The organism is Pantoea sp. YU22, assembly GCF_003970755.1.
GTDB classification, from domain to species: Bacteria; Pseudomonadota; Gammaproteobacteria; order Enterobacterales; family Enterobacteriaceae; genus Pantoea; species Pantoea piersonii.
Genome location: NZ_RYDU01000001.1, coordinates 880498 through 905491 on the forward strand (window position 1 = coordinate 880498; position 24994 = coordinate 905491).

At 50.8% G+C, this 24994-nt stretch carries 28 protein-coding genes and 3 pseudogenes; 15 read left to right on the forward strand and 16 right to left on the reverse strand.

Going from position 1 to position 24994, the window contains the following annotated elements; all coding sequences use genetic code 11:
• Positions 1 to 18 precede the first annotated feature (18 nt).
• Genes pspC through pspA form a run of 3 tightly spaced genes read right to left on the reverse strand, consistent with a single transcriptional unit; the run spans position 19 to position 1290 of the window.
• Positions 19 to 378 (reverse strand): envelope stress response membrane protein PspC, encoded by a 360-nt coding sequence (gene pspC / locus EKL29_RS04255; protein ID WP_371315527.1) that lies wholly within the window; start codon positions 376 to 378, stop codon positions 19 to 21.
• Entirely contained in the window at positions 363 to 587 is a 225-nt protein-coding gene (gene pspB, locus EKL29_RS04260; protein ID WP_120452796.1) for an envelope stress response membrane protein PspB, read from the reverse strand. The genes pspC and pspB overlap by 16 nt, the downstream gene beginning before the upstream one ends.
• Positions 588 to 624: 37 nt before the next feature.
• The gene (pspA, locus tag EKL29_RS04265) at positions 625 to 1290 is read right to left on the reverse strand and encodes a phage shock protein PspA (protein ID WP_120452798.1); all 666 of its coding nucleotides are present in this window, start codon (positions 1288 to 1290) and stop codon (positions 625 to 627) included.
• A 163-nt stretch (positions 1291 to 1453) separates the two neighbouring features.
• Here pspA and pspF point away from each other — a divergent pair, with 163 nt between their 5' ends.
• Positions 1454 to 2443 carry a phage shock protein operon transcriptional activator gene (gene pspF, locus EKL29_RS04270; protein WP_126688930.1) on the forward strand — a complete coding sequence of 330 codons (990 nt, stop codon included), beginning with the start codon at positions 1454 to 1456 and terminating at the stop codon, positions 2441 to 2443.
• Positions 2444 to 2758: 315 nt separating this feature from the next.
• On the opposite strand, the gene EKL29_RS04275 is transcribed toward pspF, so the two are convergent.
• Both EKL29_RS04275 and EKL29_RS04280 read right to left on the reverse strand, forming a co-directional pair.
• Positions 2759 to 3265: an SRPBCC domain-containing protein gene (locus EKL29_RS04275; protein WP_126688931.1), complete on the reverse strand. Its 507-nt coding sequence runs from the start codon at positions 3263 to 3265 to the stop codon at positions 2759 to 2761.
• Positions 3266 to 3398: 133 nt separating this feature from the next.
• On the reverse strand, positions 3399 to 4313 hold the full coding sequence (locus EKL29_RS04280; RefSeq protein ID WP_126688977.1) for a LysR family transcriptional regulator: 915 nt from the start codon (positions 4311 to 4313) through the stop codon (positions 3399 to 3401).
• Between the two features lie 416 nt (positions 4314 to 4729).
• Between EKL29_RS04280 and EKL29_RS04285 the strand changes: the two genes are divergently transcribed.
• The 7 genes and pseudogenes from EKL29_RS04285 to EKL29_RS04315 all read left to right on the forward strand — a co-directional run bounded on the left by EKL29_RS04285 (position 4730) and on the right by EKL29_RS04315 (position 10425).
• Positions 4730 to 5239 carry a GrpB family protein gene (locus tag EKL29_RS04285; RefSeq protein ID WP_120452804.1) on the forward strand — a complete coding sequence of 170 codons (510 nt, stop codon included), beginning with the start codon at positions 4730 to 4732 and terminating at the stop codon, positions 5237 to 5239.
• A gap of 153 nt (positions 5240 to 5392) precedes the next feature.
• A complete protein-coding gene (locus EKL29_RS04290; RefSeq protein WP_126688932.1) occupies positions 5393 to 5707 on the forward strand; it encodes a DUF6678 family protein in 315 nt (104 codons plus the stop codon).
• A gap of 230 nt (positions 5708 to 5937) precedes the next feature.
• Positions 5938 to 6532, forward strand: a pseudogene (locus tag EKL29_RS23525) (DUF2625 family protein).
• 306 nt (positions 6533 to 6838) lie between these two features.
• The gene (locus EKL29_RS04300) at positions 6839 to 7234 is read left to right on the forward strand and encodes a VOC family protein (protein ID WP_126688933.1); all 396 of its coding nucleotides are present in this window, start codon (positions 6839 to 6841) and stop codon (positions 7232 to 7234) included.
• Between the two features lie 107 nt (positions 7235 to 7341).
• Positions 7342 to 8280, forward strand: a pseudogene (locus EKL29_RS04305) (enolase C-terminal domain-like protein); the annotation flags it as partial.
• Between the two features lie 121 nt (positions 8281 to 8401).
• On the forward strand, positions 8402 to 9742 hold the full coding sequence (locus tag EKL29_RS04310) for a glycosyl hydrolase family 28 protein (protein WP_311778961.1): 1341 nt from the start codon (positions 8402 to 8404) through the stop codon (positions 9740 to 9742).
• Between the two features lie 239 nt (positions 9743 to 9981).
• A complete protein-coding gene (locus EKL29_RS04315) occupies positions 9982 to 10425 on the forward strand; it encodes a hypothetical protein (RefSeq protein WP_126688934.1) in 444 nt (147 codons plus the stop codon).
• A 269-nt stretch (positions 10426 to 10694) separates the two neighbouring features.
• On the opposite strand, the gene EKL29_RS04320 is transcribed toward EKL29_RS04315, so the two are convergent.
• A complete protein-coding gene (locus EKL29_RS04320; protein WP_126688979.1) occupies positions 10695 to 10910 on the reverse strand; it encodes a replication protein P in 216 nt (71 codons plus the stop codon).
• A 12-nt stretch (positions 10911 to 10922) separates the two neighbouring features.
• Positions 10923 to 12446: an FAD-dependent oxidoreductase gene (locus EKL29_RS04325; protein ID WP_126688935.1), complete on the reverse strand. Its 1524-nt coding sequence runs from the start codon at positions 12444 to 12446 to the stop codon at positions 10923 to 10925.
• 170 nt (positions 12447 to 12616) lie between these two features.
• Between EKL29_RS04325 and EKL29_RS04330 the strand changes: the two genes are divergently transcribed.
• The gene (locus EKL29_RS04330; RefSeq protein ID WP_126688936.1) at positions 12617 to 13273 is read left to right on the forward strand and encodes a TetR/AcrR family transcriptional regulator; all 657 of its coding nucleotides are present in this window, start codon (positions 12617 to 12619) and stop codon (positions 13271 to 13273) included.
• 134 nt (positions 13274 to 13407) lie between these two features.
• On the opposite strand, the pseudogene EKL29_RS23530 reads toward EKL29_RS04330, so the two are convergent.
• The 4 genes and pseudogenes from EKL29_RS23530 to EKL29_RS04345 form a co-directional block, all read right to left on the reverse strand.
• Positions 13408 to 13515 (reverse strand): annotated as a pseudogene (locus tag EKL29_RS23530) (hypothetical protein); the annotation flags it as partial.
• A gap of 147 nt (positions 13516 to 13662) precedes the next feature.
• The gene (locus EKL29_RS04335) at positions 13663 to 13941 is read right to left on the reverse strand and encodes an SDR family NAD(P)-dependent oxidoreductase (protein ID WP_311778962.1); all 279 of its coding nucleotides are present in this window, start codon (positions 13939 to 13941) and stop codon (positions 13663 to 13665) included.
• Between the two features lie 30 nt (positions 13942 to 13971).
• On the reverse strand, positions 13972 to 14265 hold the full coding sequence (locus EKL29_RS04340; RefSeq protein ID WP_158618917.1) for a Dabb family protein: 294 nt from the start codon (positions 14263 to 14265) through the stop codon (positions 13972 to 13974).
• 10 nt (positions 14266 to 14275) lie between these two features.
• A complete protein-coding gene (locus tag EKL29_RS04345; protein ID WP_126688938.1) occupies positions 14276 to 15337 on the reverse strand; it encodes an NAD(P)-dependent alcohol dehydrogenase in 1062 nt (353 codons plus the stop codon).
• Between the two features lie 149 nt (positions 15338 to 15486).
• Between EKL29_RS04345 and EKL29_RS04350 the strand changes: the two genes are divergently transcribed.
• A complete protein-coding gene (locus EKL29_RS04350) occupies positions 15487 to 16446 on the forward strand; it encodes a LysR family transcriptional regulator (protein WP_126688939.1) in 960 nt (319 codons plus the stop codon).
• 722 nt (positions 16447 to 17168) lie between these two features.
• Here EKL29_RS04350 and EKL29_RS04355 read toward each other — a convergent pair.
• Positions 17169 to 17384: a YdgH/BhsA/McbA-like domain containing protein gene (locus EKL29_RS04355; RefSeq protein ID WP_126688940.1), complete on the reverse strand. Its 216-nt coding sequence runs from the start codon at positions 17382 to 17384 to the stop codon at positions 17169 to 17171.
• A gap of 594 nt (positions 17385 to 17978) precedes the next feature.
• On the opposite strand from EKL29_RS04355, the gene EKL29_RS04360 reads away from it, so the two are divergent.
• The 5 genes from EKL29_RS04360 to EKL29_RS04380 all read left to right on the forward strand — a co-directional run bounded on the left by EKL29_RS04360 (position 17979) and on the right by EKL29_RS04380 (position 21348).
• On the forward strand, positions 17979 to 18209 hold the full coding sequence (locus EKL29_RS04360) for a tautomerase PptA (protein ID WP_126688941.1): 231 nt from the start codon (positions 17979 to 17981) through the stop codon (positions 18207 to 18209).
• A 23-nt stretch (positions 18210 to 18232) separates the two neighbouring features.
• On the forward strand, positions 18233 to 18997 hold the full coding sequence (locus EKL29_RS04365) for a glucose 1-dehydrogenase (RefSeq protein ID WP_126688942.1): 765 nt from the start codon (positions 18233 to 18235) through the stop codon (positions 18995 to 18997).
• A 191-nt stretch (positions 18998 to 19188) separates the two neighbouring features.
• Positions 19189 to 19590, forward strand: coding sequence for a cupin domain-containing protein (locus EKL29_RS04370; RefSeq protein WP_126688943.1), 402 nt, complete (start codon positions 19189 to 19191; stop codon positions 19588 to 19590).
• Positions 19590 to 20336 (forward strand): SDR family oxidoreductase, encoded by a 747-nt coding sequence (locus EKL29_RS04375; RefSeq protein ID WP_126688944.1) that lies wholly within the window; start codon positions 19590 to 19592, stop codon positions 20334 to 20336. Before EKL29_RS04370 ends, EKL29_RS04375 begins: the two co-directional genes overlap by 1 nt.
• Before the next feature lie 118 nt (positions 20337 to 20454).
• Positions 20455 to 21348: a LysR family transcriptional regulator gene (locus tag EKL29_RS04380; protein ID WP_126688945.1), complete on the forward strand. Its 894-nt coding sequence runs from the start codon at positions 20455 to 20457 to the stop codon at positions 21346 to 21348.
• Between the two features lie 30 nt (positions 21349 to 21378).
• Here EKL29_RS04380 and EKL29_RS04385 read toward each other — a convergent pair whose 3' ends face one another.
• The 4 genes from EKL29_RS04385 to EKL29_RS04400 all read right to left on the reverse strand — a co-directional run bounded on the left by EKL29_RS04385 (position 21379) and on the right by EKL29_RS04400 (position 24817).
• Positions 21379 to 21510 (reverse strand): hypothetical protein, encoded by a 132-nt coding sequence (locus tag EKL29_RS04385; protein WP_126688946.1) that lies wholly within the window; start codon positions 21508 to 21510, stop codon positions 21379 to 21381.
• Positions 21511 to 21952: 442 nt separating this feature from the next.
• Positions 21953 to 22414, reverse strand: coding sequence for a cyclophilin-like fold protein (locus EKL29_RS04390; RefSeq protein ID WP_269950229.1), 462 nt, complete (start codon positions 22412 to 22414; stop codon positions 21953 to 21955).
• A gap of 488 nt (positions 22415 to 22902) precedes the next feature.
• Positions 22903 to 23379 carry an ester cyclase gene (locus tag EKL29_RS04395; protein WP_126688947.1) on the reverse strand — a complete coding sequence of 159 codons (477 nt, stop codon included), beginning with the start codon at positions 23377 to 23379 and terminating at the stop codon, positions 22903 to 22905.
• A gap of 10 nt (positions 23380 to 23389) precedes the next feature.
• On the reverse strand, positions 23390 to 24817 hold the full coding sequence (locus EKL29_RS04400; protein WP_126688948.1) for a gamma-aminobutyraldehyde dehydrogenase: 1428 nt from the start codon (positions 24815 to 24817) through the stop codon (positions 23390 to 23392).
• Positions 24818 to 24994 lie beyond the last annotated feature (177 nt).

The window sequence follows — 24994 nt, forward strand, 5'->3', positions numbered from 1 at the left end:
GGCCCCGCTCAGGAAAGGTCAGAGCTGGCGAAAGCGGCTACGCACGCTGAAGGTTTCAGACGTTACGTAACGCTCTATCTCGCGCACGCTGTACTCATCGCGACGCAGCGCGCTTTCCAGTCGGTCCAGCAGTTCGCCAGCGTTCGGCTTGCCCGCGCTCTCTTCAGCATCCGCGGGTTTAGGATCGAGTACATATCCCAGAATAAAATAGGCGCTGACGGTAATCGCGAACAGGCCGAAAAAGAGCGACAGCACCACGATCACGCGCAGCAGACGCACCGGGATATCGAGGTACTCCGCCACGCCGGCGCAGACGCCCATCAGCTTCCCTTCTTCCGGTTTACGCCACAGCTTACGTTTAATCATGGCTGCCTCCATTTCGGATGCTCAGCGTCCAGAATGGACTCCAGCGCCTGGATGCGGTCGCGCATCCGTTCAGCTTCCTGCGTTAGCTGCTGCAGGCGCTGAAGATCGCCTGCCGACAGGTCGTTGCCGCTGCGGCGATTGCTGTAATGCAGCCATAACCAGATCGGCAACACAAAGAGCACGAAAATGGTCAGCGGTATAGCGAGAAAAAGTGCGCTCATTGACTCTCCTTAATCAGTCTCGCAGACAGGATCATTATTATTCGCTACGGTTCATTTTGGCTTTCAGCGCTTCCAGCTGCTGACTGATCTCGTCATCGGCCTGCAGATCGGCAAACTGCGCGTCCAGCGATTTTGGCTTACCGAAACGCTGGCTTTCCGCTTCTGCTTCCATATGGTCGATGCGACGCTCAAACGATTCAAAACGCGCCATGGCTTCATCCAGCTTGCCGCTGTCGAGCTGACGGCGCGCGTCACGCGACGTAGAAGCCGCCTGGTGACGCAGCGTCAGCGCCTGTTGACGCGCGCGAGTTTCGCTCAGTTTTTTCTCCAGCTCGCCGATTTCGCCCTTCATGCGCTCCAGCGTCTCTTCAACGTGCACCACTTCCTGCTGCAGCGAGGCGATAAGGTCGGTGAGCTTCTGTTTTTCGATCAGGGCCGCACGCGCCAGATCGTCTTTCTCTTTGCGCAGCGCCAGCTCCGCTTTTTCCTGCCATTCGGCCTGCTGAATTTCGGCCTGTTCAATGCGGCGGTTCAGCTGTTTTTTCTCCGCCAGCGCGCGCGCCGAGGTGGAGCGCACTTCAATCAGCGTGTCTTCCATCTCCTGAATCATCAGGCGTACCAGTTTCTGCGGATCTTCCGCACGCTCCAGCAGCGAATTGATGTTGGCATTAACGATATCGGCGAAACGAGAAAAAATACCCATAATGATGTTCCTCTTTGATTATGTTGGTGCGCCATGCGCTGATTGTTATATACAAAAGGCGTGCCAGTTTTCATTTCGTTGATTTTAAATCATATTTATATTTTACAGCGCAGCGCGCGTCGCGTAAGGTAGTTAAATTGATTAACAGGTGGTGAATTTCATCATGGCTGGCAGCAACGATAATCTGTTGGGTGAATCCAACAACTTTCTTGAAGTGCTTGAACAGGTCTCTATGCTGGCGCCGCTGGAAAAGCCCGTGCTGGTAGTGGGTGAACGCGGCACCGGCAAAGAGCTTATCGCCAGCCGCCTGCACTATCTGTCCGACCGCTGGCAAGGCCCGTTTATCTCGCTTAACTGCGCCGCGCTGAATGAAAATCTGCTCGATTCCGAGCTGTTCGGCCATGAGGCCGGCGCCTTTACCGGCGCGCAGAAGCGCCATCTGGGCCGCTTTGAGCGGGCAGATGGCGGCACGCTGTTTCTCGACGAACTGGCAACCGCGCCGATGCTGGTGCAGGAGAAGCTGCTGCGGGTTATTGAGTATGGACAGCTTGAGCGCGTCGGCGGCAATCACGCTTTGCAGGTTAATGTGCGGCTGGTATGCGCCACCAACGAGGATTTACCCGCGCTGGCGGCGGCAGGAAAGTTCCGCGCCGACCTGCTCGATCGTCTCGCTTTTGACGTAGTGCAGCTACCGCCGCTGCGCGAGCGGCGCAGCGATATTCTGGTGATGGCGGAGCATTTCGCTATTCAGATGTGCCGCGAGCTGGGGCTGCCGCTGTTTCCGGGCTTTACGCCCGAGGCGCAGGAGACGCTGCTGGCGTATCAGTGGCCCGGCAACGTGCGTGAACTCAAAAACGTGGTGGAACGCTCGGTTTATCGTCATCACAGCAGCGAAGTGCCGCTGGACAGGATTATCATTAATCCCTTTGCGCCGCGCGCGCAGCCAGCGGTTACAGCGCAGGAAGAAACAAGCAGCGACCTGCCCGCTTTGCCGCTCGATCTGCGCCAGTGGCAAAACCAGCAGGAGCGCGCGCTGGTAGAGGCCAGTTTGCAACAGGCGAAATATAATCAGCGCCGCGCCGCCGAACTGCTGGGCGTGACCTATCACCAGTTGCGGGCGATGATGAAAAAGCACGGGGTAGAAAAGGAATAAACCATTAAAAATCAGGTAGTTGAATGATGAAAACAGGCCTGAAATGTGCAGTGAGTGATGGCCGCCGGATGAAGCCGTGAGCCATAATCGGCTATAAATTACTTTTAAAAAATTTTGATAAGCAAATAAAGACGATGCGGGGAAGCATCGCCAAAACGCATAGCGCAATCAGGTTGTAAGTAAGCCACTCAAAAATAAAGAGCTTTGCGCCTGTCGTTGTTCCTGACTGATGCTGCTCAGCGTTATTGCCAGCCTGATAATTCATTCCTGCTTTCAAAATGAATTTTCGTCCAGCTTCGAGCGTTATCTCTAATTTTATTTCGCTGCAGCCTTAATCAGACCATCCAGCCATTCCTGATGGCCGTTCAGCATTGGATTCGGGCGCGTTTCTGCCAGTTCTTTCGCAGGGTTACCGTTCTGAGTTTCCTGAGTCAGAATACGGACACGGTTACCACTAAGCTCCTCCAGCAACCAGGCATGATGAACATCGAGGCGGTCTGCACTGTTTTTCTCCCCTGCCCACCCGTGCCATGCCAGACGGGCAGGCAGGCCTTCCGCAGGTGGAACATACTCCACAACCTGAGCCTCTACTGGAAAACCAAAAGTGCTGAAGTAGAACCGGACCTTCTCTGCCAGCTCTGGTCCTTTACCGTCATAAAAGCGCACATCAGCGGAGTTTTTGTAGTAGACCGGCCACAGAAGAGGCTGACTCAGGAACGGCCAGACATCACTGACGCTCAGACCCGAAATGATCATTTCATTAGAGACAAAGTTATCAGTAAAACCCGGAACAAAACCCTCTGGCCAGTTAATCGCATTCATATGTTACTCCCGTTGCATTTATCGATTGCATTGTGTGTCAGTACGGCTGCCGTACTTGACCTGATGACAATGATTATTTGCGCAACGAAGTTATAAGACGAATCGTTATTCTTTATAATTAATATAAGATAAGTTATATCAGGCTATCAGAGGGCTGGCTGACTTCTGCACATAAAGCACGCATCCACTGATGAGCAGGATCACGATGAGTGCGCTCATGCCAGGCCATACTTTTAACAAAGCCCGGGATTTTAAGCGGCAAGGGTAAAATCGAAAGTCCGCTGTCAGCCAGAACCATGCGGCTGGGCACAACGGCAATCATATCGGTTAACCTCAAAATATCGGGTATCACCAGAAAACTGTTGACCGACATACCCACGCGCCGTGACAGACCCAGCTCAGCCAGAGCCTCATCCGTCACTGCCATGAAGCGCCCTTCTGTCGACACCAGAATATGTTCCTGCTCGCAGAATTGTGTGAGCGTTATTTCTGAAGCCGCAGCCAGAGGGTGATGGCTATGTGCTACGCAAATATATTCTTCTTCGTACAGTGCCCGTCCGTGCAGGTCTTCAGGGGTTGTTTGTGGTGTAACCAGAGCCAGGTCCACTTCGCCCCGGGCGAGTTGCTGATACATGCGCCCACTGTCTACTGGCCGTACTGCGATTCTGATGAGCGGTGCACGCTGTTTCAGCGCAGCCATTAACGGAACGACAACGGCCTTGAGTGCATAGTCCGTCGCCAGGATGGTATAGGTCAGGTCCGCCGTCACCGGATCAAATTCCACGGGTTTAAGCAGAATAGCGATATCAGTGAGGATTTGTTTTACCGGTATGGCAAGTTCGTTCGCACGCAGCGTAGGTATCATGCCGTAGCTGGAGCGAATAAAAAGGGGATCGCCAAAGTAATCACGCAATCGGGTAAGCATGCCACTGACGGCAGGCTGCGTCAGAGAGAGGCGCTCTGCAGCCCGTGTCACGCTGCCCTCATCCAGTAACGCATCCAGAGCTTTAAGCAGGTTAAGATCGAGGCCTCTGATATCATTTTTCATAATGAAGTAGTCTGGCAAATATAATAATTTTAATTGAGACCACAGGTTTGGAAAATACTTTTCCACAAAGTTTACGTCTGTTAATTCTTCGGCGTGATATTCCCTTCCGGGACAGAGGTCTTGAGGTAGAACAACATACTTTTAGCTATAACTGACCTTATCCACTCATGCCCGGACTCTCCCCGGTATCTCATAGCAGGTATCAGGGATTGCGTTAACATCACGTCGGGGCGCGTCTGGCCCTTTGCCAGCCTCTGAGTCAGTTACAAGTCCTACTACGCCTGTGCACCTGTATGCCGGAAAGGAACTGTGCCAGTCTGTTTTTGCCCAAAGTGGATGTTGTCGCCTCATGCAATTTCAACAGATATGCTTTAGAACTTTGTGTCGAAAACTTTATGCCAAAGGAAGAGGTATTTATGCGGACCATAGCTGTGATGCCATACGATGAAAAATGGCCAGAGGCGTTTAAAGTTGAAAGGTTACTGTTACAGACATTTCTTGGTGGCGTGGCTAAAAATGTTCATCATATTGGCAGTACGTCAGTACCTGGCCTCCCAGCAAAGCCAGTAATCGATATACTGCTCGAAGTGTCTGATGTTACTGAACTGGATAAATACAACGCTATAATGGTCCGTGCCGGGTACGTTGCGCGCGGTGAGAACGGGATTCCGGGACGCCGGTACTTTATTAAGGGTAGTGATGTGCGTAGCCACCAAGTGCATGCGTTTACAGTAGGGAATAAAGAGATACTGAGACATCTTGCTTTCCGTGATTACCTCAGGAAAAACAGAGATATTGCCTTAGATTACGCTGAGATAAAGCGTACTGCAGCATTCTTCTGTAAGAACGATGTTCATCGCTACAGCGCGCTCAAAGCGAATTTTATAGAGCATCATCTACAACTGGCGCTGATTGACCTGAAATGACAGGGATTGAGTTCGTTGCCGGATGCCATGTTCAATGCAGTGGTAATCTTCAGTTGTCATCTCAGCAAATGCAACATCCGCTATGTATCAGAAGCGGACGTTGCTATCCGCGTAGTACATTGCTCTTTATGAAGCAGGTCCTGGGAGGTTCGAATGCTCTTTTGCTGCATGAATAATACAAAATGGAATAAAATCCGCCTGGCCATGCTTAGCATGACATCGCCCCCTTTATGGAAAACTACCTCTCTAAATGGCTATGAATCCATAGTTGATGGTGAGTGGTTTTACCATTTCAGTGAAGGTGGTTATTCAGATATCCGATATCTGGATGTTTTGATAAACTCATTTGAACAGCATGTGGAAGTTGGAGCTATTCTTCGGGCTATTCATCTCCCCGGAATTGAAACTTCAAACGGCTATAGAATTTTGGGATACGCAGATTCGGCCGACCATGTGTTTTATCTTTAACTGGACAGAATTATTAAGTGGCCAATGAGATTACTGGATAATCGTGTAACATTTTTGTCTGCTCCTTGCTCTAAGCGGACCTTATACCGCGCATGTCCGCTCTGTGCCAGCAGCGGACGTTGCTAACCAAATGCTATGTTTATCTAAAAAATCATTTTTATAATCATATTCAGGTTATCGGCTGCTCGTCCGAATAACATAAAGATACATAGTGCGACTAAGGATAACGCGTGAGGGAACTGACTGAATTAATCGATCAGCAGTCATCTGGCTGGTTTATAGTGCAGCAGTGGCTTAAAGAAGCATCCAATAACTATAAAGTGCTTCCCTGTAATCCAATGCTCGCAGGCTCTGAGTTACATCAGCTTCAGGTGACAACGCACTCTCTCTTGGGCGCTGTCTTAATACGAAACGGGGGCTCCTGGTTGATAATGGCTGGTTGCGGATTTTAGGCTCCGGTCACCCCAGACTGGCGCGAACTATTGCCTCCTGGACGCCATCGGTGACAACAGGTCGGACATTTCAGGCACTCTTAGTTGCTGATGATTTATCCGGAGGTTTTTTGCACTTAACGGTGGTGAATTCGGTAAAGATCGCGGCGGTGTATATTACCTCGCTTCGGACACTCTCGAATGGGAGAGCCTTGAGACTGACTATTCAGGTTTTTTGCACCGGGCTCTTTGTGGAGATTTGGACCGATTTTATCAAAGCGTACGCTGGACAGGGTGGCGAGAAGAAACATCTTCGATAAATGGTGAGGCGGTTTACTCCTTTTATTCTTTCCTTTGGACCGAACCACAATTACCTATAGAACAGCGTTCATGAGTTGCTGTGCCTGTTGATGATCACTGGTCATTCTGCCTGGACTTACAACATCAATTAACCGGTATGCAGGACGACCAGTCTGCACGCTCATGATGAAGCAACCGTAGTGTAAATAGTGCCTTACGAACTTCTGCTTCTGGCTCATAACAGACAGTACGCGCGCGTCCGGCGGTTTTGAGCCAGCCCCAGACATGGCTAATTTTATGCTACCTGAATCCGAAGAGAGCGACGTGATTATCTTTCTGGCTTGAACTACAACATGCACAGAGCACGTTACTTTTTCCATTTCGCTCGGGAGAATAGGTCATGTTTAGTCATATTCACGTTGGCGCAAGAGATCTCAACACGTTAGTTGCTTTCTATGAAGCTCTGCTTGCGAGGTTAGGCTTTGAACAGATGCCAGAGGGTAACGGCGGCCAGGCTAAAGGGGTTGGCTGGAAATATCCGGATAAGCGATGGCCTCAGTTTTACGTGCAGGTGCCTGAAAATGGCCTCCCTTCAACCTGGGGAAATGGTATGCAAGTCAGTTTCTTAGTCGCTTCTCAGGAAGAAGTGCAGGAGATTTGGCACCTCGCCCTGAAAATGGGAGGAACCAACGAGGGTAAACCCGGTTTCAGAGAATACGCTTCAGACTTCTATGCGGCTTATTGTCGGGATCCAGAAGGGAATAAGCTGTGCTTTGTCCATGCTCCTGAAGAATAAGTTATCCGGATCAGGCTATGGTTATTCAAAAGGCGTTCTCTCACTACCTGTGATTGAACACCGCAATTGCCAGACGGACAGTCCGCTTTTCGTTCATAGCGGGCTATTTACTTGCCAGCGGAAAACAACGGGATCGTATCCCGGTGCTGGGCTATTTGTTCTACATCGCCGATCGCAGGCTCACCAATATGCATTATCCTTCGGGAGATAAGGCGCCGGATGGCTGGTTCCGTTTGCGTCATGAGCCTGCAATGGGCAGTGCTGGTGTGCAACGGCTGGCCGAAGCGGCAGTTGAGCAGTACGGCTTTCGTGACTTCAAGCTAAAAGGCGGTGTGATGGCAGGCGAAGTGGAAGTTGAAACGGTTGAAGCGCTGCTGACGTGCTTTCCTGACGCGCGTGTAACCGTCGATCCCAATGCAAGCTGGTCGCTGGATGATGCGATTCGCTTTGGTAAACAGCTGGCGGGGAAAGTGCCATATCTGGAAGATCCTTGCGGTGCAGAACAGGGCTATTCAGGCAGGGAAACGCTTACGGAATTCCGTCGCGCCACGGGCGTGCCGGTCGCTACCAATATGATCGCTAACGACTGGCGTCAGCTGCACCATGCGCTGCAGCTTAACGCCATAGATATTCCGCTCGCCGATCCGCACTTCTGGACGATGCGCAACGCCAATGTGGTGGCACAGTTGTGCAACGAATGGGGGCTGACCACCGGCTGCCACTCCAATAATCATTTTGATATCTCATTGGCTATGGTGGCGCACCTTGGCGCGGCGGTGCCAGGTGAGCGTCAGACCGCCTTTGATACCCACTGGATCTGGCAGGACGGACAGCAACTGACGCACCAGGCGCCGCAGATCCGCGATGGCTATCTGGAATTGCCACCCGGTCCAGGTCTGGGCATCGAGTTGAATATGGAACGCGTCGAGCAGGCGCATGCGCTTTACAACACGCTGCCGGATAAGAACCGAAACGATGCGTTGGGAATGCAGTTTTTAATTGATAACTGGCGTTATGATGCCAAACGTCCGTCACTGGTTCGCTAAGGAAGCAATGTGAAGAAAATAATACATGCAAAGACGATGGTGACGTATTAACGCCGCCTGGTAGCATGAAACTGGTCGCCCTGACTGTCGGCCGCACAATAGTCTAATCTGCTGAGGATGCATGAATAAATTTCTGATGACTCTGGTCTGCTGTGTTTCTTTTTCGTCTTGTTTAGCGCAAGCCGCCTCTTCAGTCTGCCGCCCCCAGGAATTTGGGGGTAAAGCTGATGGAGAAACCCTGCACACGAATGCTATTCAACAGGCTATTCAGCAATGTAGTCAGCGCGGTGGAGGAACCGTTCAACTATCGCCGGGGCTCTGGTTGAGTGGGCCGCTGCAATTACAAAATAATATCACGCTAAAAATTGAAAAAGGGGCAACCCTTAAAGCCAGCAATCAGGAAGGAAAATTCATTTCAGCCTTTATCGGGCATCCGGCCAAAGTGAATGAAGCCTTTATCTTCGCCAGTAATGTGAAAAATGTGTCCATTATGGGCGGAGGCACACTGGATGGCGATGGAGAGAAAACCTGGTGGCCTGAAGCATTAAAAATACGTGGCGAAGTAAGAGGTGGGAATCAAAAAATCTTCACCGACCGCTTTCCCGGAATTCCTTTGGCGAACGGTGTTCCACGCCCCTGGTTTGTAGAACTTAATCATGTCTCTCAGGGTAAGATTGAAAATCTACATCTGACTAATTCGCCCATGTGGAACATTGTTATTCGCAACAGCGTCGATATTAATGTGCACAAAGTGAAGATCACCAATCCTGTCACCTCGCCGAATACTGACGGGATGGATATTGTCTCTTCCCGGAACATTACTGTGTCAAACATGGATATTGCAACGGGTGATGACAATATTGCCATTAAGTCCGGGTTGGTTAACGGCACGGGAACAGCATCGAAGGATATCACCATCCACGACTCCATTATGCGTGATGGCCACGGTATTTCTGTAGGGAGTGAAACCGCGAACGGTATCGGAAAGGTGACGATCAGTCGCGTCACATTCCTGAATACGGAAAATGGCGTGCGCATTAAATCAGCCAGGGACAGAGGCAATGCCATAGGCCCTCTTATCGCCAGTCATCTCACCATGTCCAATGTGAACACGCCGATTCTGGTGACCAACAGCTACAGCGGCCAGGCGGGGGCACAAGGGCATACCCTTACGCAGCCGATAGAAACGAGCCCGCTTACGACTTCAACGCCAAAAATCAGAGGGATAACCCTCTCTGATGTGATGGCGACTAAAGCGACCTATGCCATGATTTTCAGCGGCCTGCCGGAATCCCCAATACAGGATGTCTCGTTACATAACATCAGGATTGATGCCAGTTATGGCGTGCAGGCAAGATATGTCGCAGGCAAAGGGAATAATGTGAGCATTTCCGTGAAGGAGGGTTCGACGATGGAAAAAGGCCCGGATGTAACACTGCAACTGAATCACGGGTCAGACTAACGGAATGAACGGGTATATTCCCTGAACACCCTGGGTCTTTCAATGTCGGTTCTGTGCCAGAAGCGGACGTTGCTATAGCAGCTTGTTTTGTCAGTCAGGGAAGATGTAAGCTTTTAATGTCCCCCCTGACTTTATCTGACACGTGCGTTTACAAACATGTTGTAATGTCCTGAATCGTTACTTTCAATATGAAGGCTTATTCTTGAATTCATATACGGCAACGCGCTTAAAGAGGACAAATGGATAAGTATGCGGAACGACTTACAGGATTTATGCGGGCTGTAGGCTGTATGAATGATACGGCAAACCGCGTGTCTGACTATTTTGTGATTAAACTTGAGGAAAGCGACAGCTTACTGATATCTCTGGCGATGTATCATTCATCTATCACAGATAAGTTTCCGGCTACATACTGGCATCCACAACTTGGAGCATGCTCTCAAAAAAAATTTATGGAGACAGTGGCATCATGGTTCTTTGAGCATAAGGATACGCAGCTTCTGCCTTCCTCACTCAGGCAAAACCTCCTCGCCCATTTTATAGATGATCTTAATGAAATGACCGGTAATGCACTGTTCTTTACCCTCATTACCAGCCCACCAGTATGGTATGGCTCCCTGCACGAAGAGTTTGTGATTGAGTCACAATATGGCAAATACCTCGTTCATTTCAGTTGTCACTGACCCCTTTGTCACCATTCAAAGTCAGCAAAGCTGCCCTGAACAACCTCTACCCCTATTAAGAAAATCGAGCTGAGGGCTTCGCGCGCCAGCATGCTGATTGCGTGTAGCCGGTCCTGATATCCTTTTGGGGAGGCCACCTTTTTTCAGCGAGACTGATAATCACCAGCATCATCTGGCGGACCTGCTCAGTGAGCGAAGGCGCTGAGGTGTGTCACTTTGGTCATGAAAAGCTCTTTTTCGAATTGATAAGCGTCTTCATGCGTGCCAGATCACCCGGTACTTTCTCGTTGCTGGTCGGTACGTAGAGCTTTTCCAGCTGCACACGGGCCCGTGACCATCCAGTAGTCCGCATTAGCTTGCCACGGATAGGCTTCTGGGGAGTGATATAAACCGCGGCGTGCACTGTAGCGCATGACCATGTCATAAAGCGTATTTCCATCCGGCAAACCTGCAGCGCCATTTTCACCGCCCTTGCACCCGCTGATGTAATGTTTAGCTTACGAGAACTGCAGTCCCAGCTTGCTTAAATAAGCATTCAGGGCTTCTGTGCCACCATCGTTCAGTGCAATCCCAATATACCCGTCAGGCCGCAGCAGACAGGTAGCATTCCGGGCAAAACCGGCCTGACCGAACGCATCGATCCAGGGGAAAACTGTCAGCGCAATATTATTGTGCTCGCACCACTCTTTCAGTCCAGCAAAGGGGCTTCCATACACGTGAACCTGCCATGCAATAGCAGAGAGAGAAGCATAATTATCGCCACCATCGAAGCGAATAAATGGAAGCCGATCCCCACCTGCTACCCTGCCCGCTTTACCGGAACTGAGCGGGCTCTCGGGATAATTCAGCATCGTCTGTGAAACGACGCGAAACAGATATTCACGGACATTTTCCAGACCATAGGCGACGCTGGCGAAGACAGGCACTATACGTGTGCGAACGAAGTCAGCTACGCTTCCCTCAGCGGTTGCAAATGAGAAGAGACGGTCTGTGGTCTCAACAAGCTTGTGCGCAAATGCCCTTCGCTCAATGTCATAGCTGTCGAGCAGGCGGTCTGGTGCCTGCATTTTAATGACGGCCGAAAGTTTCCAGGCCAGGTTAATAGCGTCAACGATCCCCGTATTCATGCCCTGTCCGCCCGCAGGGCTGTGGACGTGAGCGGCGTCACCCGCCAGAAAGATGCGACCATGCCGGAAATGGTCTGTGACCCGATGATGAACATGATAAGTTGAGAACCAGTTCACTTTATCAATACTGATGCCCAGACCTTCAATTGCCTTGTGCCCAATGTCCTTAAAGGTCAGGGAATGCTGTTCGGATGCAGATTCATTCTGAACTGTACCAATCAGACGATACTGTCCGGGATATCCGTATGCCATCACCAGCACAAAGTCTGACTTATCAAACGCAATATGCGCCTCTCCGGCAGGCTCCACCCCCTCTGCTTTAACGTCAGCGACATAAAATATCTGTTTGTAAGTACCCCCCTCGAATCCGCTACCAGTCTGGTGGCGAATCAGCGAGCGAGCACCGTCACAGCCAGCCAGATAGGTACAGATGCAGGTCTGGTCCAGACCGTCCTGTCTTCTCAGCGTAGCGATAACGTGATCATCTTTTTCTTCAAATCTGACGAACTCGGTCTCACGCTCCACCTCGACACCAAGCCTTTGCAGCCGCTCGACCAACAACCGTTCATGTTTATCCTGGGGGAAAACCAACACGAAAGGATAAGGCGATATATCTTCGCCAGCCTCGGTCAGCCTAATATGCGCTTTCCGTTTCCCGCGCGCCCACATATTCATTGCCGGGGTCTTGTAGCCCTCAGCTACTACGTCATCGGCCATATCCAGTTGACGATAAAGTTCAAGCGTACGGGCCTGTACTGCCATTGCTCTGGATGTCTCACCCGGACCGCTGCTTTTATCCACTATACGTACGGATATCCCCTGCCTGGTCAGCCAGAGGGCGAGAACGAGCCCGGTAGGGCCAGCTCCGACGATAAGGACATCTGTTCTGGTCATAAATTTTCCTTTATTTCAGAGAGATATGCAGGTCATCACCTCAGGAAAAACACAGATTATTACCGTACCCCCATGTTAATGACTATAGAGTCATTAACAATTTATGTAAAGTTGACTACATTGACCAGAGCAGAACAACGCTGTAAAAAAACGGCCAGGGAGGAGTTGTCATGGTTGCACAAAATGAAAATGCACCGCGCAGACGCCGTAAAGAAGCGCGCCCGTCAGAAATTATCAATGCTGCTACAAGCGTCTTTGCAGAGAAAGGGTATGCCAGTACTAACCTGAATGAAGTGGCTAAGCGTGCAGGTGTGGCAAAAGGTACGCTTTACCTGTACTTTGCGACAAAAGAAGATTTATTCAGGGCCGTTGCACGTTCTGCATTTACCAGTCATCTGGAAGGGATGGATAAGGCTGCCTCTGAACTCAGCGGTTCAGCGCGATTCATTATTCCCTTGATTCTGAATACTGCGGCCGAAGGCGCGAGTAACAGTCATGTGCCGGCCATAGCCCGTATGGTGGTAAGCGAATCGAAAAAATTCCCTGACCTTGCACGCATCTGGCACGACAATGTTGTTGCCCGCGTGCTCAGCCTGCTAACTGTCGTGCTTACTGAAGGGCAAAAGCGGGGAGAAGTCAGGCATGGAAATGCGCTGCATCAGGCGTTTTCAATCATCGGACCGATGGTAACGGCGACGCTTTTTCGTGAAATTTTCCCAGAAGACAGCACACTGCGGCCTGATCTGGACTCGCTGGCGAAAAGTCATGCTGATATAGTTTTAAGAGGCCTTCTTGAATCACCATGCGGACTGGACTCAGGCATGTGAGTAGTATTTAAGCACGATGTCCGCCTTTGCTATTTGCGGACATGGCTGCTTTACTCCCCTAAAACATTATCCTCCCGCTCCTCCAGAACCGAATAGCCTGTATCAGGGTTTATATTAATGTCACGTCGTGACGTTTACTGTTCTCTATACTTGTGTTTTTTCACCAGCCTCTGAGCCAGTTTCTGATCCCACTGCACCTGCCTGAACTGTTTCCCTGCCGATCGCCAGAATGCGCAAAATTCAGCAACCTGGGCGGCTCTGGTGGCTTATCAAGCGTCAATCAACCTGACAGGTGCTTCTTAGTTGTGACCTCATTGCCCGGCTGCGTCTGAATACATCCTGCCTTCCAGCCTTCCCAGGCATTTGGGTCAAGGCCTGACAATCCTGTCTCACCGCTGGACCTGGCCGGCATGGGAGAAAATGATGTCCAGATTGCCTTTTTCCTGCTGAATGACAGAGGCAACCATCACCATCTCCTTTTTGTGGGAGACATCGGCAACGATAGCGTGGCCATTCGGGCCAGTCTGTTTGATTGCCTCATCAAGAACGTTCTGACGGCGGCCCACGATATAGACAAAAGCACCTTCTTCAGCAAGGTGCTTTGCGCCCGCCAGACCGAGCCCGGTTCCGCCACCAGTAACCTTACCTTTTAACGTTTGAGCCGACACAAATATTCCTCTTTTTGTAATACAGGCCGCTTAAGCGTTCGTCTGCACTACGCTCATACAGGAGAAATCGATGGTGTCTCTGATTTTCTCTCCGAGAGCCATATGAGCAGGGTCATGCATGTAGCGCTCCCAGTCTTCCCGGGAATCGAACTCGGCGATCAGCACCACTGCCCGGGATTCTGACCAGGCAAGCGTCTTTTCAACGCTGAAGGCCCTGATCCAGGGGACGATGACGGGCAGATTGCGAAGAGTGTCTACAACAGCAGACAGCTCTGCCTCAGTCTTACCTGGATACGTTTTACCGATAAAAATATGTTTCAGCATCCGGGGTTCCTCAGGCATTTTTCAGCGTGGACATATCAATGGAGAAACGATATTTGACGTCACCTTTTTCCAGGCGGCTATAAGCGTCATTAATATCCTGGATGCCGATGACTTCCACATCGGATGTAATGTTGTGCTGACCGCAGAAATCAAGCATTTCCTGCGTTTCAGCAATCCCGCCAATAAGCGATCCCGACAGGCTACGGCCGCCAAAAATAAGGCTGTAGGCTGAAACATCAATTTTGTCAGCAGAAGCGCCAACCAGCGTCAGGTTCCCTTCCGGATGAAGCAGATTGAGATAAACATTCAGATCATGTGGAGCAGATACGGTATCGAGAATGAAATCAAACGTACCGGCGTGGGCCTGCATCTCTTCAGGGTTACGCGACACCACCACTTCGTGAGCACCAACACGGAGCGCATCTTCTTTTTTCGATGGGGATGTGGTGAAAAGAACCACATGTGCGCCCAGGGCGCGGGCAAATTTCACGCCCATATGTCCAAGCCCGCCCAGACCCACGATGCCTACTTTCTGACCGGCCTTTACCCCCCAGCGACGAATGGGGGAATACGCAGTGATACCCGCACATACCAGCGGAGCAACACCCGCCAGATCGAGATTTTTCGGTACCTGAAGGACAAAATGTTCATTCACTACAATGCTTTCGGCATAACCACCGTAGGTTGCCGGTGCAGTACCGTGCTTGTCCGGTGAGTTATACGTCAGCACCTTGGCAGGAGAATACTGTTCACGATTTGCTTTACAGTGAGGACAGGTCGGATCGGCATCGACCAGGCAGCCTACTGCGACAATATCACCCGCCTTGTGTTTTGACACTGCCGCGCCCACCGAGATAACCCGTCCCACAATCTCATGACCCGGAACAATCGGGTAGATGGTTGGCATGGCGCTACCGAACTCATCACGTACATGGTGAATATCGGAATGGCAAACCCCGCAGAACAAAATATCAATCTGGACATCGTGCTCATTCGGGTCACGACGCGGGATCGATAACGGTGCAAGGGGGGATGTTGCGGACGTGGCCGCATAAGCTTTGGTTACGTACATTCTTTGCTCCCGGTTGATCCCGGCGAGGAGTGCCGGGAAATGCGGCTACTATAGGATGTTAATTATCAAGTGAATAGCCAGCAAAGAATTGAAGCTGTTGTAAGTTCTGATTGATAATGGCTTCATTCATGGTTATCGGGGAAGGTAGTATGCTGACGAAAGACATTCGCGCTTTAGACATACTGGCGAAATCAGTCGAGCTGGGTAGTCTGCGGCAGGCCGCAATCGCAAAAGGGGTGACCTCACAGGCTGCCAGCCAGGCGCTGGCTCAACTTGAAGATTCTCTGGGAGTGCGTCTTCTGCACAGGACAACGCGCAGTCTCTCTCTGACAGAGGAAGGCAGGCAACTGCTGGAAGCCACACAACCGGCGCTGGGTGCGCTGGACCGCGCGCTCACGCGTGCACGGCAGTCAAAGGATGAAATTGCCGGTCCGTTGCGTATCGTTGGCCCCCGTTCCGCCTTTACTCCTGTTTTGTGGCCAGTCATTGACGAATACTGCAGGCGTTATCCGGACGTGCAGCCTGAAGTTCAACTTGATGATAACATGGGAGACTGGGTTCTTGATCGTGTTGACGTGGGTTTCAGGTTTGGTTCCTCCCCAGCGGAGGGACTTATTGCGCGGCAACTGTTCTCTGCCCAGATGATCATCTGTGCGTCACCGGCATACCTCCGCTATTATGGAACGCCCTTGTCACTGGATGAACTGGCTTTTCATCGCTGTAGTGTCTTCCGCCATCCAGGAACAAATGCGATCTTTCCCTGGTATGTGAATGTGGATGGCGAAATCCAGACTCGAGAGTTTCCTCCAACCCTGGCAACAAACAGCACGGATATTGAAGTTGAGGCTACGCTGACCGGACAGGTCATTGCACAGCTCTCATCACTGTCCGCAGCTACGCTGATACGCGAAGGCCGTCTTGTGCCACTACTGACAGAGCATGTAGCCAGCCACCTGCATCTTTACGCTTACTATGGTAGCCGCAAAGCGCAGCCGCTTAGGGTAAGAAAATTCATTGAGCTCGCCGTTGAGCGACTAAAGGACAACAGGGAGCTCACTCTGACCACAGAGGAATTGCAGACTTATTCTGCTGAAAGCCTGGACCAGTAAATGGCAGCATGTACAGAAAAGTCCTTCGTAAAAACAAGCCGAGACTGAGAATCCACTCAGGGATGTCCGCTCTTCGCTCAAAGCGGACATTTCCCGCTTTTAACCGATACCACTTCATTTCTCCCGGAACCTCTCCGGAATCTCATAGACCGTATGAGCTATCGCGTTAACATCGCGTCGGGGCGCTCTGCTCACGTTAAACTGTTGGCCCTTTACCAGCCTCTGGGCCAGTTTCAGACCTCATTCCGGCTATGCCCTAAAAGAACTGGGCCAGTCCGCTTTTGCCAGAAGCGGACGTAGCTGCTTCAGAGTTTTACAAACATTACGCTACAGAGATGACATGGTAATTGAGTGCCAGTGCTGACCTACCAGACAAAAAAGGCGCCAAAGATGCGGCTTGTCATTATTTACTTACGGGGTTTCCCCGCATCCGAGCGCTTTTCTCGAACGCTTCCGTCATTATTACGATCGCGGGGCTGGGTACCGCCGCCGGGTTTAGGAACGACTACGTTTGGATTGAGAGGTCTTCTGTCCGCCATGTTTCCATTTCCTGACCGAATGGCAAAAGTGCCGTCTCTTTTGATACGCCTGATACGGATATCTTTCAATTCTGACGAAGCGGCAGGTTGCGCATCATCAACTTTTGAAACCTTATTTCTTTATATGCGAAAAAGGCCGCCCAGTGGGCGGCCTCTTTCGGCAATTCCTTTTGCGACCATCCGTTATTTGTACAGTTCAGCGGTCATGTGCACGTAGTTATTGGTGTTAGCCTCAGTGATTTTGTAGTGAGCACCTTCCTGCTGAGCCTGGGCGGCGATTTTCGCTTCCGCGCCGTCCAGTGTGCCTGAAGTCACTGAAATGCTCTGTGCGAAGCTTGCGGCTGACATCAGAGAAAGAGCGGCTACGGCGGCGACAGACATTGCTTTGATAGTTTTCATGGTCTAAATCCTTGGTTTGTATGGTTGAAAGCCTGTTTGCTTTCGATGTGATAATGATAACCAAGGTTACTATTTAAATATTAACAATTAATGCTGGTATTGTGATCGTGCTAACCATCTTGCTAACCGGCGTGCAATTCAACTGCTTAGCGGCGGATGTATGCTGTTCAGTTTGTCCGTAAGACGGATGACTCGCGCACTGGTTATTCATACCCGGCAATGCTCGTAATGCAGTCTTCAGCTGGGCCGGGGTTACCATGGTCTGCTCACCGTTCATAGCAGGCAGCCTGCCCAAAGCAGCAATGTATATAAAAAGATGTTGTTAAAAGCCTGGCAGATACTTTCTGTATAAAAATTTAATTTTAAAAAGAAAAACGCAATAAAATGTCATTTCATATTTAACCTTAAATATAGTGGATCGCCTGGTTTCATCGGGTGATAACCAGTGTAAGTAATCCATTAACTGCGCAATTATGAACCCAGCTCATTACTCCATGCTGGTTTGCGCTATTTTCATCGGCTCTTCCTCCGTCCAGAATTCAGAAACCACTACACAGTATTCTTCAATTTACCCGGGCTAAAGCAGGAGAAATTATGCCGCACCTCGATTTACATTTTAACCCGCGCGAACTCAGTGAAGACGACATTGCCAATATGGCATCTGAACTTTGTGAAGTTTTGCGCCGACACCTTGGCACCAATGACGGTGCTATCTCGCTGTCATTCACCCAGGTAACGGCTGAAAACTGGAAGTCTCACGTCTATGACCCGCTGATTAGTCCAGTGATTGACGAGCTGTATAAGGCTCCGGGTTACACATTCTGAAAAGCTCAACAGGGAGAATCAACATGGTCACATATGATTTCAGTAACAAAGTTGCGCTGATTACCGGTGCCGCTTCCGGGATGGGACTTGCTACGGCAGAGGCGTTCTGTGAGGCTGGTGCTGCCGTAGCCATGGCCGACGTGCGAAAAGAAGAGCTGACCCTGGCGGCGCAGAAACTCCGTGAGGCGGGATATCGCGTACTGGATATCGTTTGCGATGTAACTGACGAAAACCAGGTGCGTCAGATGGTCGAACAGACAGTAGCGACATTTGGTCGCCTCGATGCTGCATATAACAATGCCGGCATACAAAGCCCAGTTGCCGAAACGGCTGATGCAGACAGTGATGAGTTTGACCGCGTTATGGCCATCAATCTGCGTGGCATCTGGAACTGCATGAAGTATGAGTTGCAACATATGCGCAGCCAGAGAAGCGGCGCAATCGTGAATTGCTCATCTCTTGGCGGCCTGGTAGGTATTGCAGGCCGGGGAGTCTATCACGCTTCTAAACATGGCGTGCTTGGACTGACGAAAAGCGCGTCGCTGGAATATGCAGCACGCGGTATACGGATTAATGCTATTTGTCCGGGAATAATCAGCACACCAATGGTTGACGCCATGCTGGAAAAAGAGCCGGATGCTATGGAAGAACTGATGAAACTTCAGCCTGTTGGACGACTGGGAGAAGCGCGTGAAATAGCCGCCGCTGTATTGTGGCTTTGCAGCTCAGATTCTGCGTTCATTATAGGTCATGCCCTGGCAATTGACGGCGGCTACACCGTTCAGTAACACAGCCAGATGAACATGTAATTTATGTCCATATTAATGAGATAAATTCATTTCTCTATCCCTTTTTATCTACTTAATCAGATTAATTCTCTGGCCTAAACTAACTACATCAACATTTCGCTGGCTGGTTATCTCTGTGCAGATGACAGTCTTATTGGCTCAGCCAGCTTATATATAAGCAAGGAAACGTCATGACCGATATTTATAAAAGTGGTTCACAGGCATCTTTCGCTGGTCCTGAAGAGTGGTTCACAGGCACCGTTCGAGTTGATCCTCTGTTCCCTGCCAATGAGCCTGCCCGCGCAAGCGGCGGCAGCGTGACATTTGAACCGGGCGCACGTACCGCCTGGCATACGCATCCGCTGGGGCAGACGCTGATCGTCACTGCAGGCTTTGGTTATGTGCAGACATGGGGTAAAGAAGCGCAAGAAATCCGTCCTGGGGACGTTGTCTGGATCCCGCCATTTGAAAAGCACTGGCACGGTGCAAGCGCAACCACACCGCTGACTCATATCGCCATTCAGGAAGCGCTGGACGGCAAGGTTGTCGAGTGGCTGGAAAAAGTAACCGATGAACAGTATGGAGATAAATAATGAGCACTGGCATTAGCGGAAAAGTAATTGTTATTACCGGAGCCAGCAGTGGGCTTGGCGAGTGCACCGCACGTCATTTGAGCGCTCTGGGTGCCATCCTCGTACTGGGAGCTCGTCGTACTGAACGGCTGCAAACACTGGTTACCGAACTGGAAAAACAGGGTGGAAAAGCGATTGCGGTTGCGACCAATGTTACGCGCAAAGAGCAGGTTGAAGCGCTGATCAAAACCGCTGTTGAAAAATTCGGACGCGTTGATGTTCTGTTAAATAACGCTGGTTTGATGCAGCAATCCCGGCTGGACAGTTTAAAGACTGATGAATGGGACAATATGATAGATGTGAACCTGAAAGGTACACTTTATGGTATTGCTGCTGTACTGCCATACATGCAGGCTCAAAAAAGCGGACATATTATCAATGTGTCATCTGTAGCAGGTCACAAGGTTACGCCTGCAGGCTCTGTCTACTGTGCGACTAAACATGCAGTGCGCGCTATTAGTGAAGGCCTGCGCTCAGAAGTGAAAGAGTGGAACCTGCGTACCACTATTATTTCACCCGGCGCAGTGGCTACTGAACTCACTGACCATATTACTGAAAAAGAAATTGGCCAGGGCATGCGTGACTTTTACAAACAGCATGCTGTCGGGCCTGACTCGTTTGCCCGCATCGTTGAATTTGCTCTCAGCCAGCCGGCTGAAGTAGATATTAATGAGATTCTGTACCGCCCTACCAGCCAGGAAGTCTGAGTCTGGTAAACTGCACAGAAGCGTAACAGAAGGCGTGCTCCTTTCCAGTGGACACGCCTTTTTTCATATGTGCTGTGCTTACTACTCAATCGTTCACCTGTTACATGAGGTTATTCAGATGGCACGGGAAAGCCTTAACGATCTGGTCGCTTTTGTTACCGTCGCCCGCGAGCAAAGCTTTACGCGCGCAGCTGCTCAACTGGGCGTGTCTCAGTCTGCGCTCAGCCACAGCGTGCGTGGGCTTGAAACCCGGCTTGGCGTCCGGCTGCTGACCAGAACTACGCGCAGTGTTTCCCCCACTACCGCTGGACAGCGCTTGCTTGAGTCACTGGCTCCCCGCCTCGAAGAGATCTGGAATGAGCTTTCCGTAATAGGCGATATGCGCGATACACCCACTGGAACGGTCCGCATTACCGCAACCGACTATGCCATTAAGTACCTGCTGTGGCCAAAACTGACGCCGCTTCTGAGAGAATACCCAGATATAAAAGTTGAGCTGGCAAACGAATATGCGCTGACCGATATCGCCGCTAATAGCTATGATGCCGGAGTACGCCTGGGAGAGCAGATCACCAACGGCATGATATCTGTACGAATTGGCCCTGATATCCGCTTTGCTGTTGTTGGCTCGCCAGATTATTTTCACAAAAATGGCAAACCGCTTGCCCCGGAGGATCTGATTGGTCACCGCTGCATCAATCTGCGTCTATCTACGCACGGCGGCCTTTATGCGTGGGAATTTGAAAAAAACGGGCATGAGGTTAAAGTCCGCGTAGAGGGACAGGTAACATTCAATGATATTTTTCAGGTTATCGACGCCGCAATAGATGGCTTTGGTCTGGCTCATGTCCCAGAAGAGATGGCCGAACAGTACCTTGCAACAGGCCGCCTGGTAAGAGTTCTTGACGCGTTTTGCCCGGCATGGGAAGGACATCATCTTTACTATCCCAGTCGTCAGTCATCGCGTGCGCTCTCCATGGTGGTCGATGCATTGCGTCACCGGCAGCGCTGATCGCGCCTCCTGTAATGGGAGCCATGTTATTTAACTTACTTTTCGGGCCGCAAAGACCTCTTTGAAAGCGGGCATGGCTGAAAAAACGGTTGGCCAGCCTGCCACAAAGGCGAGTTGAGTCAGCACTTCGGAAGCCTGAGAACGCGCGAGTCCACTGTCCATTGTGCGATTCAGATGAAACGTCCCTGCGCAATCTGACCTGCTGTAACCCGCGCGCTCCCGGTAATAAGGCTGCGGTCACGAGGGGCAAGGCCCGGGCGCAGCCAGAGATCGCGGAATACCGCCTCTGTAGTAAATTTCACTACGCCAGATGCCCCCTACCCGAAGTTGTCGTGCACCATAGTTGACCGTTTGATCTCTCCTTTCTCGTCCAGAGGCGTTATGCAGAGCGTATCCGCTTCAGTTGCCGGAAAATAGTTGCACGTCACAGGCCTTCAGCAGCGAGGGAAATATGCAGATAAAGTTTCCCCGCCAGGCTGTTCATCAGCTATATATCCCAGAAAAATGGCCCCAAATATGTCGTACTCAGAATAAGCAATCATTTCTGGTGTAGCGATAAACAGTGTTCCCTCAACCTGTTTTATTTATAAGAGCTACTGTCGTATCAGTCAGCGCGTTCGAACACGGCAGATATTGTGTTTGCCTTAAAAGGGAAACTTTCAGGAGCATCCAGTTGGCCAAGTTTAACCAGACCGACAGCATAGCTTTGTGTCTTGTAAAAAATGGCCAGATTTCCCCACGGAGCATACAAGCAGATATCGCCCTTGATGGCGTCGCTGCCTCTCGGCGAATCGGATGTTGAAAGACGACCCGGCAGATCGCTGATTTTCTCTGCACCTGCATAATCGTTAAGCTGAAGGGTAAGAGGCATCATGGCGACAAAATCTCTGCTGGCCTGGCTGTCGTTCAACGTGGCAGAGAATGTCCGCCCATCAATATGTATCTTTACATGCATGCTAATTTCCTGCGCGGAGAGATGGCTGTATTTCAGAAGCAGGCAACCTACAGCTATCATCATAAAGACCAATTTGGAAAAGCGGCCGATTCCGGATTTTGAATTGTTCATATGACCGTTTCTATCCAGATATGGATATTAATTATTAACAAATCAGAAGCGAATAATGAATAGCGAATTCATGAATACAGTAATGACCTGGTTTCATGAATGGCTCGGGGTGAATTCCCGTTTTGTTAAAAAAGATTTTACGGTGGGCGACTGTAAAGAATAAACCTGAGCCGTGAGTGAGTTCGATCATCTCTCGCTGCACATAGCCGAGGCAGGTGTGTTTCATGGCGTCGTTACCCACTATTTGGTAACGATGGATAAGCCTCTCGTTATGCTGAACAGAAAGGAATTTCATGATGACCACACCGTTTTAGCTGGGTGCAGACAGCCTGTCTGTGGCCATACGGCTAAACTGGCAACAGTAATGATCCGCTCAGCCGGGCCTGCACCTCATGCCCGCTCACCTTCATGAAGCTAAGCACCCAGCCTGTCCCGGCACACGTTATTCTTCTCCACGCCTGCTTGTGGAGAAGAATATACGCTTTGCGTTAGGGCTTCGTAGCTTGCAGTTCAGCCTCTAACTTTTTGGAATCATAATAATCGCCCTGCCAGGTGATTTTTCCATCGATAACTTTGATAAAACTGACGCCTTCAAATTTGATGTTGTTGTTAGTGGCAGGCGCGCCCGCCCATTCACCTGAATTTTTACCGGTAAATTCCCACTGAAAAGCGATAGTATCCTGGTTAAAGACGGGCTTACTGGTCATCTTCCACTGCAGGTCAGGCACCGCGCGAATAAACGCGCCGATAACCTCTTTTTCCGCCCGTTCCTTCCCTTTGACCGGCGAACCGGTTGCAGCGTCGTAATAGACAACGTCTTTCGCCAGATAACGGGCAGCCTGCGACGAGCTATGGGCATTCCATGCGGCCATATAGCCAGTTACAACGGCCTGCGGCGACTCTTCTGCCATGACGCCGCAAGAGATCAGGATAAGAGAGAGCGCAGCAATTCGGATCGATTTCATCTTGCTTCCTTTAGTCGTTAATGTCGCACATGATGTGTTTTACACGGGTGTACTCATCAAGTGAGTAAGAAGAGAGATCCTTGCCATAGCCCGATTTCTTAAAACCGCCGTGTGGCATTTCCGCGCACAGAGGGATATGGTTGTTGATCCACACCGTGCCAAAATCCAGTTCGATGCTGAAACGCTGGGCGCGTCCGTGGTGGCGTGTCCAGACGCTGGCCGCCAGTCCATATTCGACATCATTGGCTTTGTTTAAGGCGTCCGCTTCGTCAGAGAAACGCTGGATGGTCATCACCGGCCCAAATACTTCATGCTGGATGGCTTCGTCATGCTGCTGAAGCCCAGAGATGATGGTCGGTTCAAAGTAGTAGCCCGGCCCCTTTCCGGGACGGCCGCCGGTTTCGATTCTGGCATGCGCAGGCAGGCGCTCGATAAACCCCCTGACCTGTTCCAGCTGGTTACGGCTGTTTAACGCGCCATAGAGGGCGTCGCGATCGTCAGGCGTACCGAATCTGATTTTCCGCGTCCTGGCAACCAGCTTTTCAAGAAAGGCATCATAGGCTGACGCCTCAACGAGGATGCGCGTTGCTGCGGTGCAATCCTGGCCGGCGTTGAAAAACCCGGCAGTGGTAATTGTCTCGACAGCCTTATCCATATCGGCATCCGCAAAGACAATGACCGGCGCCTTGCCGCCTAACTCAAGATGCGCCTTGGTCAGGTTTACGGCGGCTGAGGCGGCAACCTGCAGCCCCGCCCGCACCGATCCGGTAATAGACACCAGTGACGCGACAGGATTTGAAACAATGAGCGACCCCGTCTCAGCTTTACCCAGCACGACGTTAAACGCGCCGGCGGGGAAAAAGGGCGCGGCCAGTTCAGCAAGGAGCAAGGTGCTGACGGGCGTCGTATCGCTTGGCTTCAGAACCACCGTATTGCCGGCGGCCAGCGCAGGGGCTATTTTCCAAACGGCCATCATAAAGGGATAGTTCCAGGGCGCCACCTGCCCGACGATGCCAAGAGGCTCCCGACGGATCACTGACGTGAAGCCGGCAGCGTACTCGCCGGCAGCCTTGCCTTCCAGGCAGCGCGCAGCGCCCGCAAAAAAGCGGATAGCGTCGCACGATGCCGCGATCTCCTCTTTCTCAATAAAATGTTTGAGTTGCCCTGTTTCTTTACTTTGCCATTCCACAAGGCGGGTAATGTTTTTTTCGATTTCATCCGCTAACCGGAGTAGCGCTTTTTGTCTCTCTGCCGGCGTAGACTTCTTCCAGATTAAAAACGCTTTTTCAGCCGCAGCGTAAGCAAGATCGACTTCCGCCTTGCCGCCATTGGGCGACTGCGCATAGATTTCACCATCAACCGGACTGACCAGATCGAAAAAATCGCTTCCCTGACTTGATACATACTGCCCATTGATGAAGTGCTGTAGGGTTTGCATCGCCTTCTCCGCTCACATTAATACATAAAAGATATTATGTAATATATTATCAGGCGAGGTTTCAATCCTTGCGTCTGTACAACATGAAGCGCATCGCATTTCTAACAAATTGATTACAATCCATGCAGCCGCTAACACGCGCGGGTTAGCGTCAGGCCAGTAATGACTCTCTGCGCT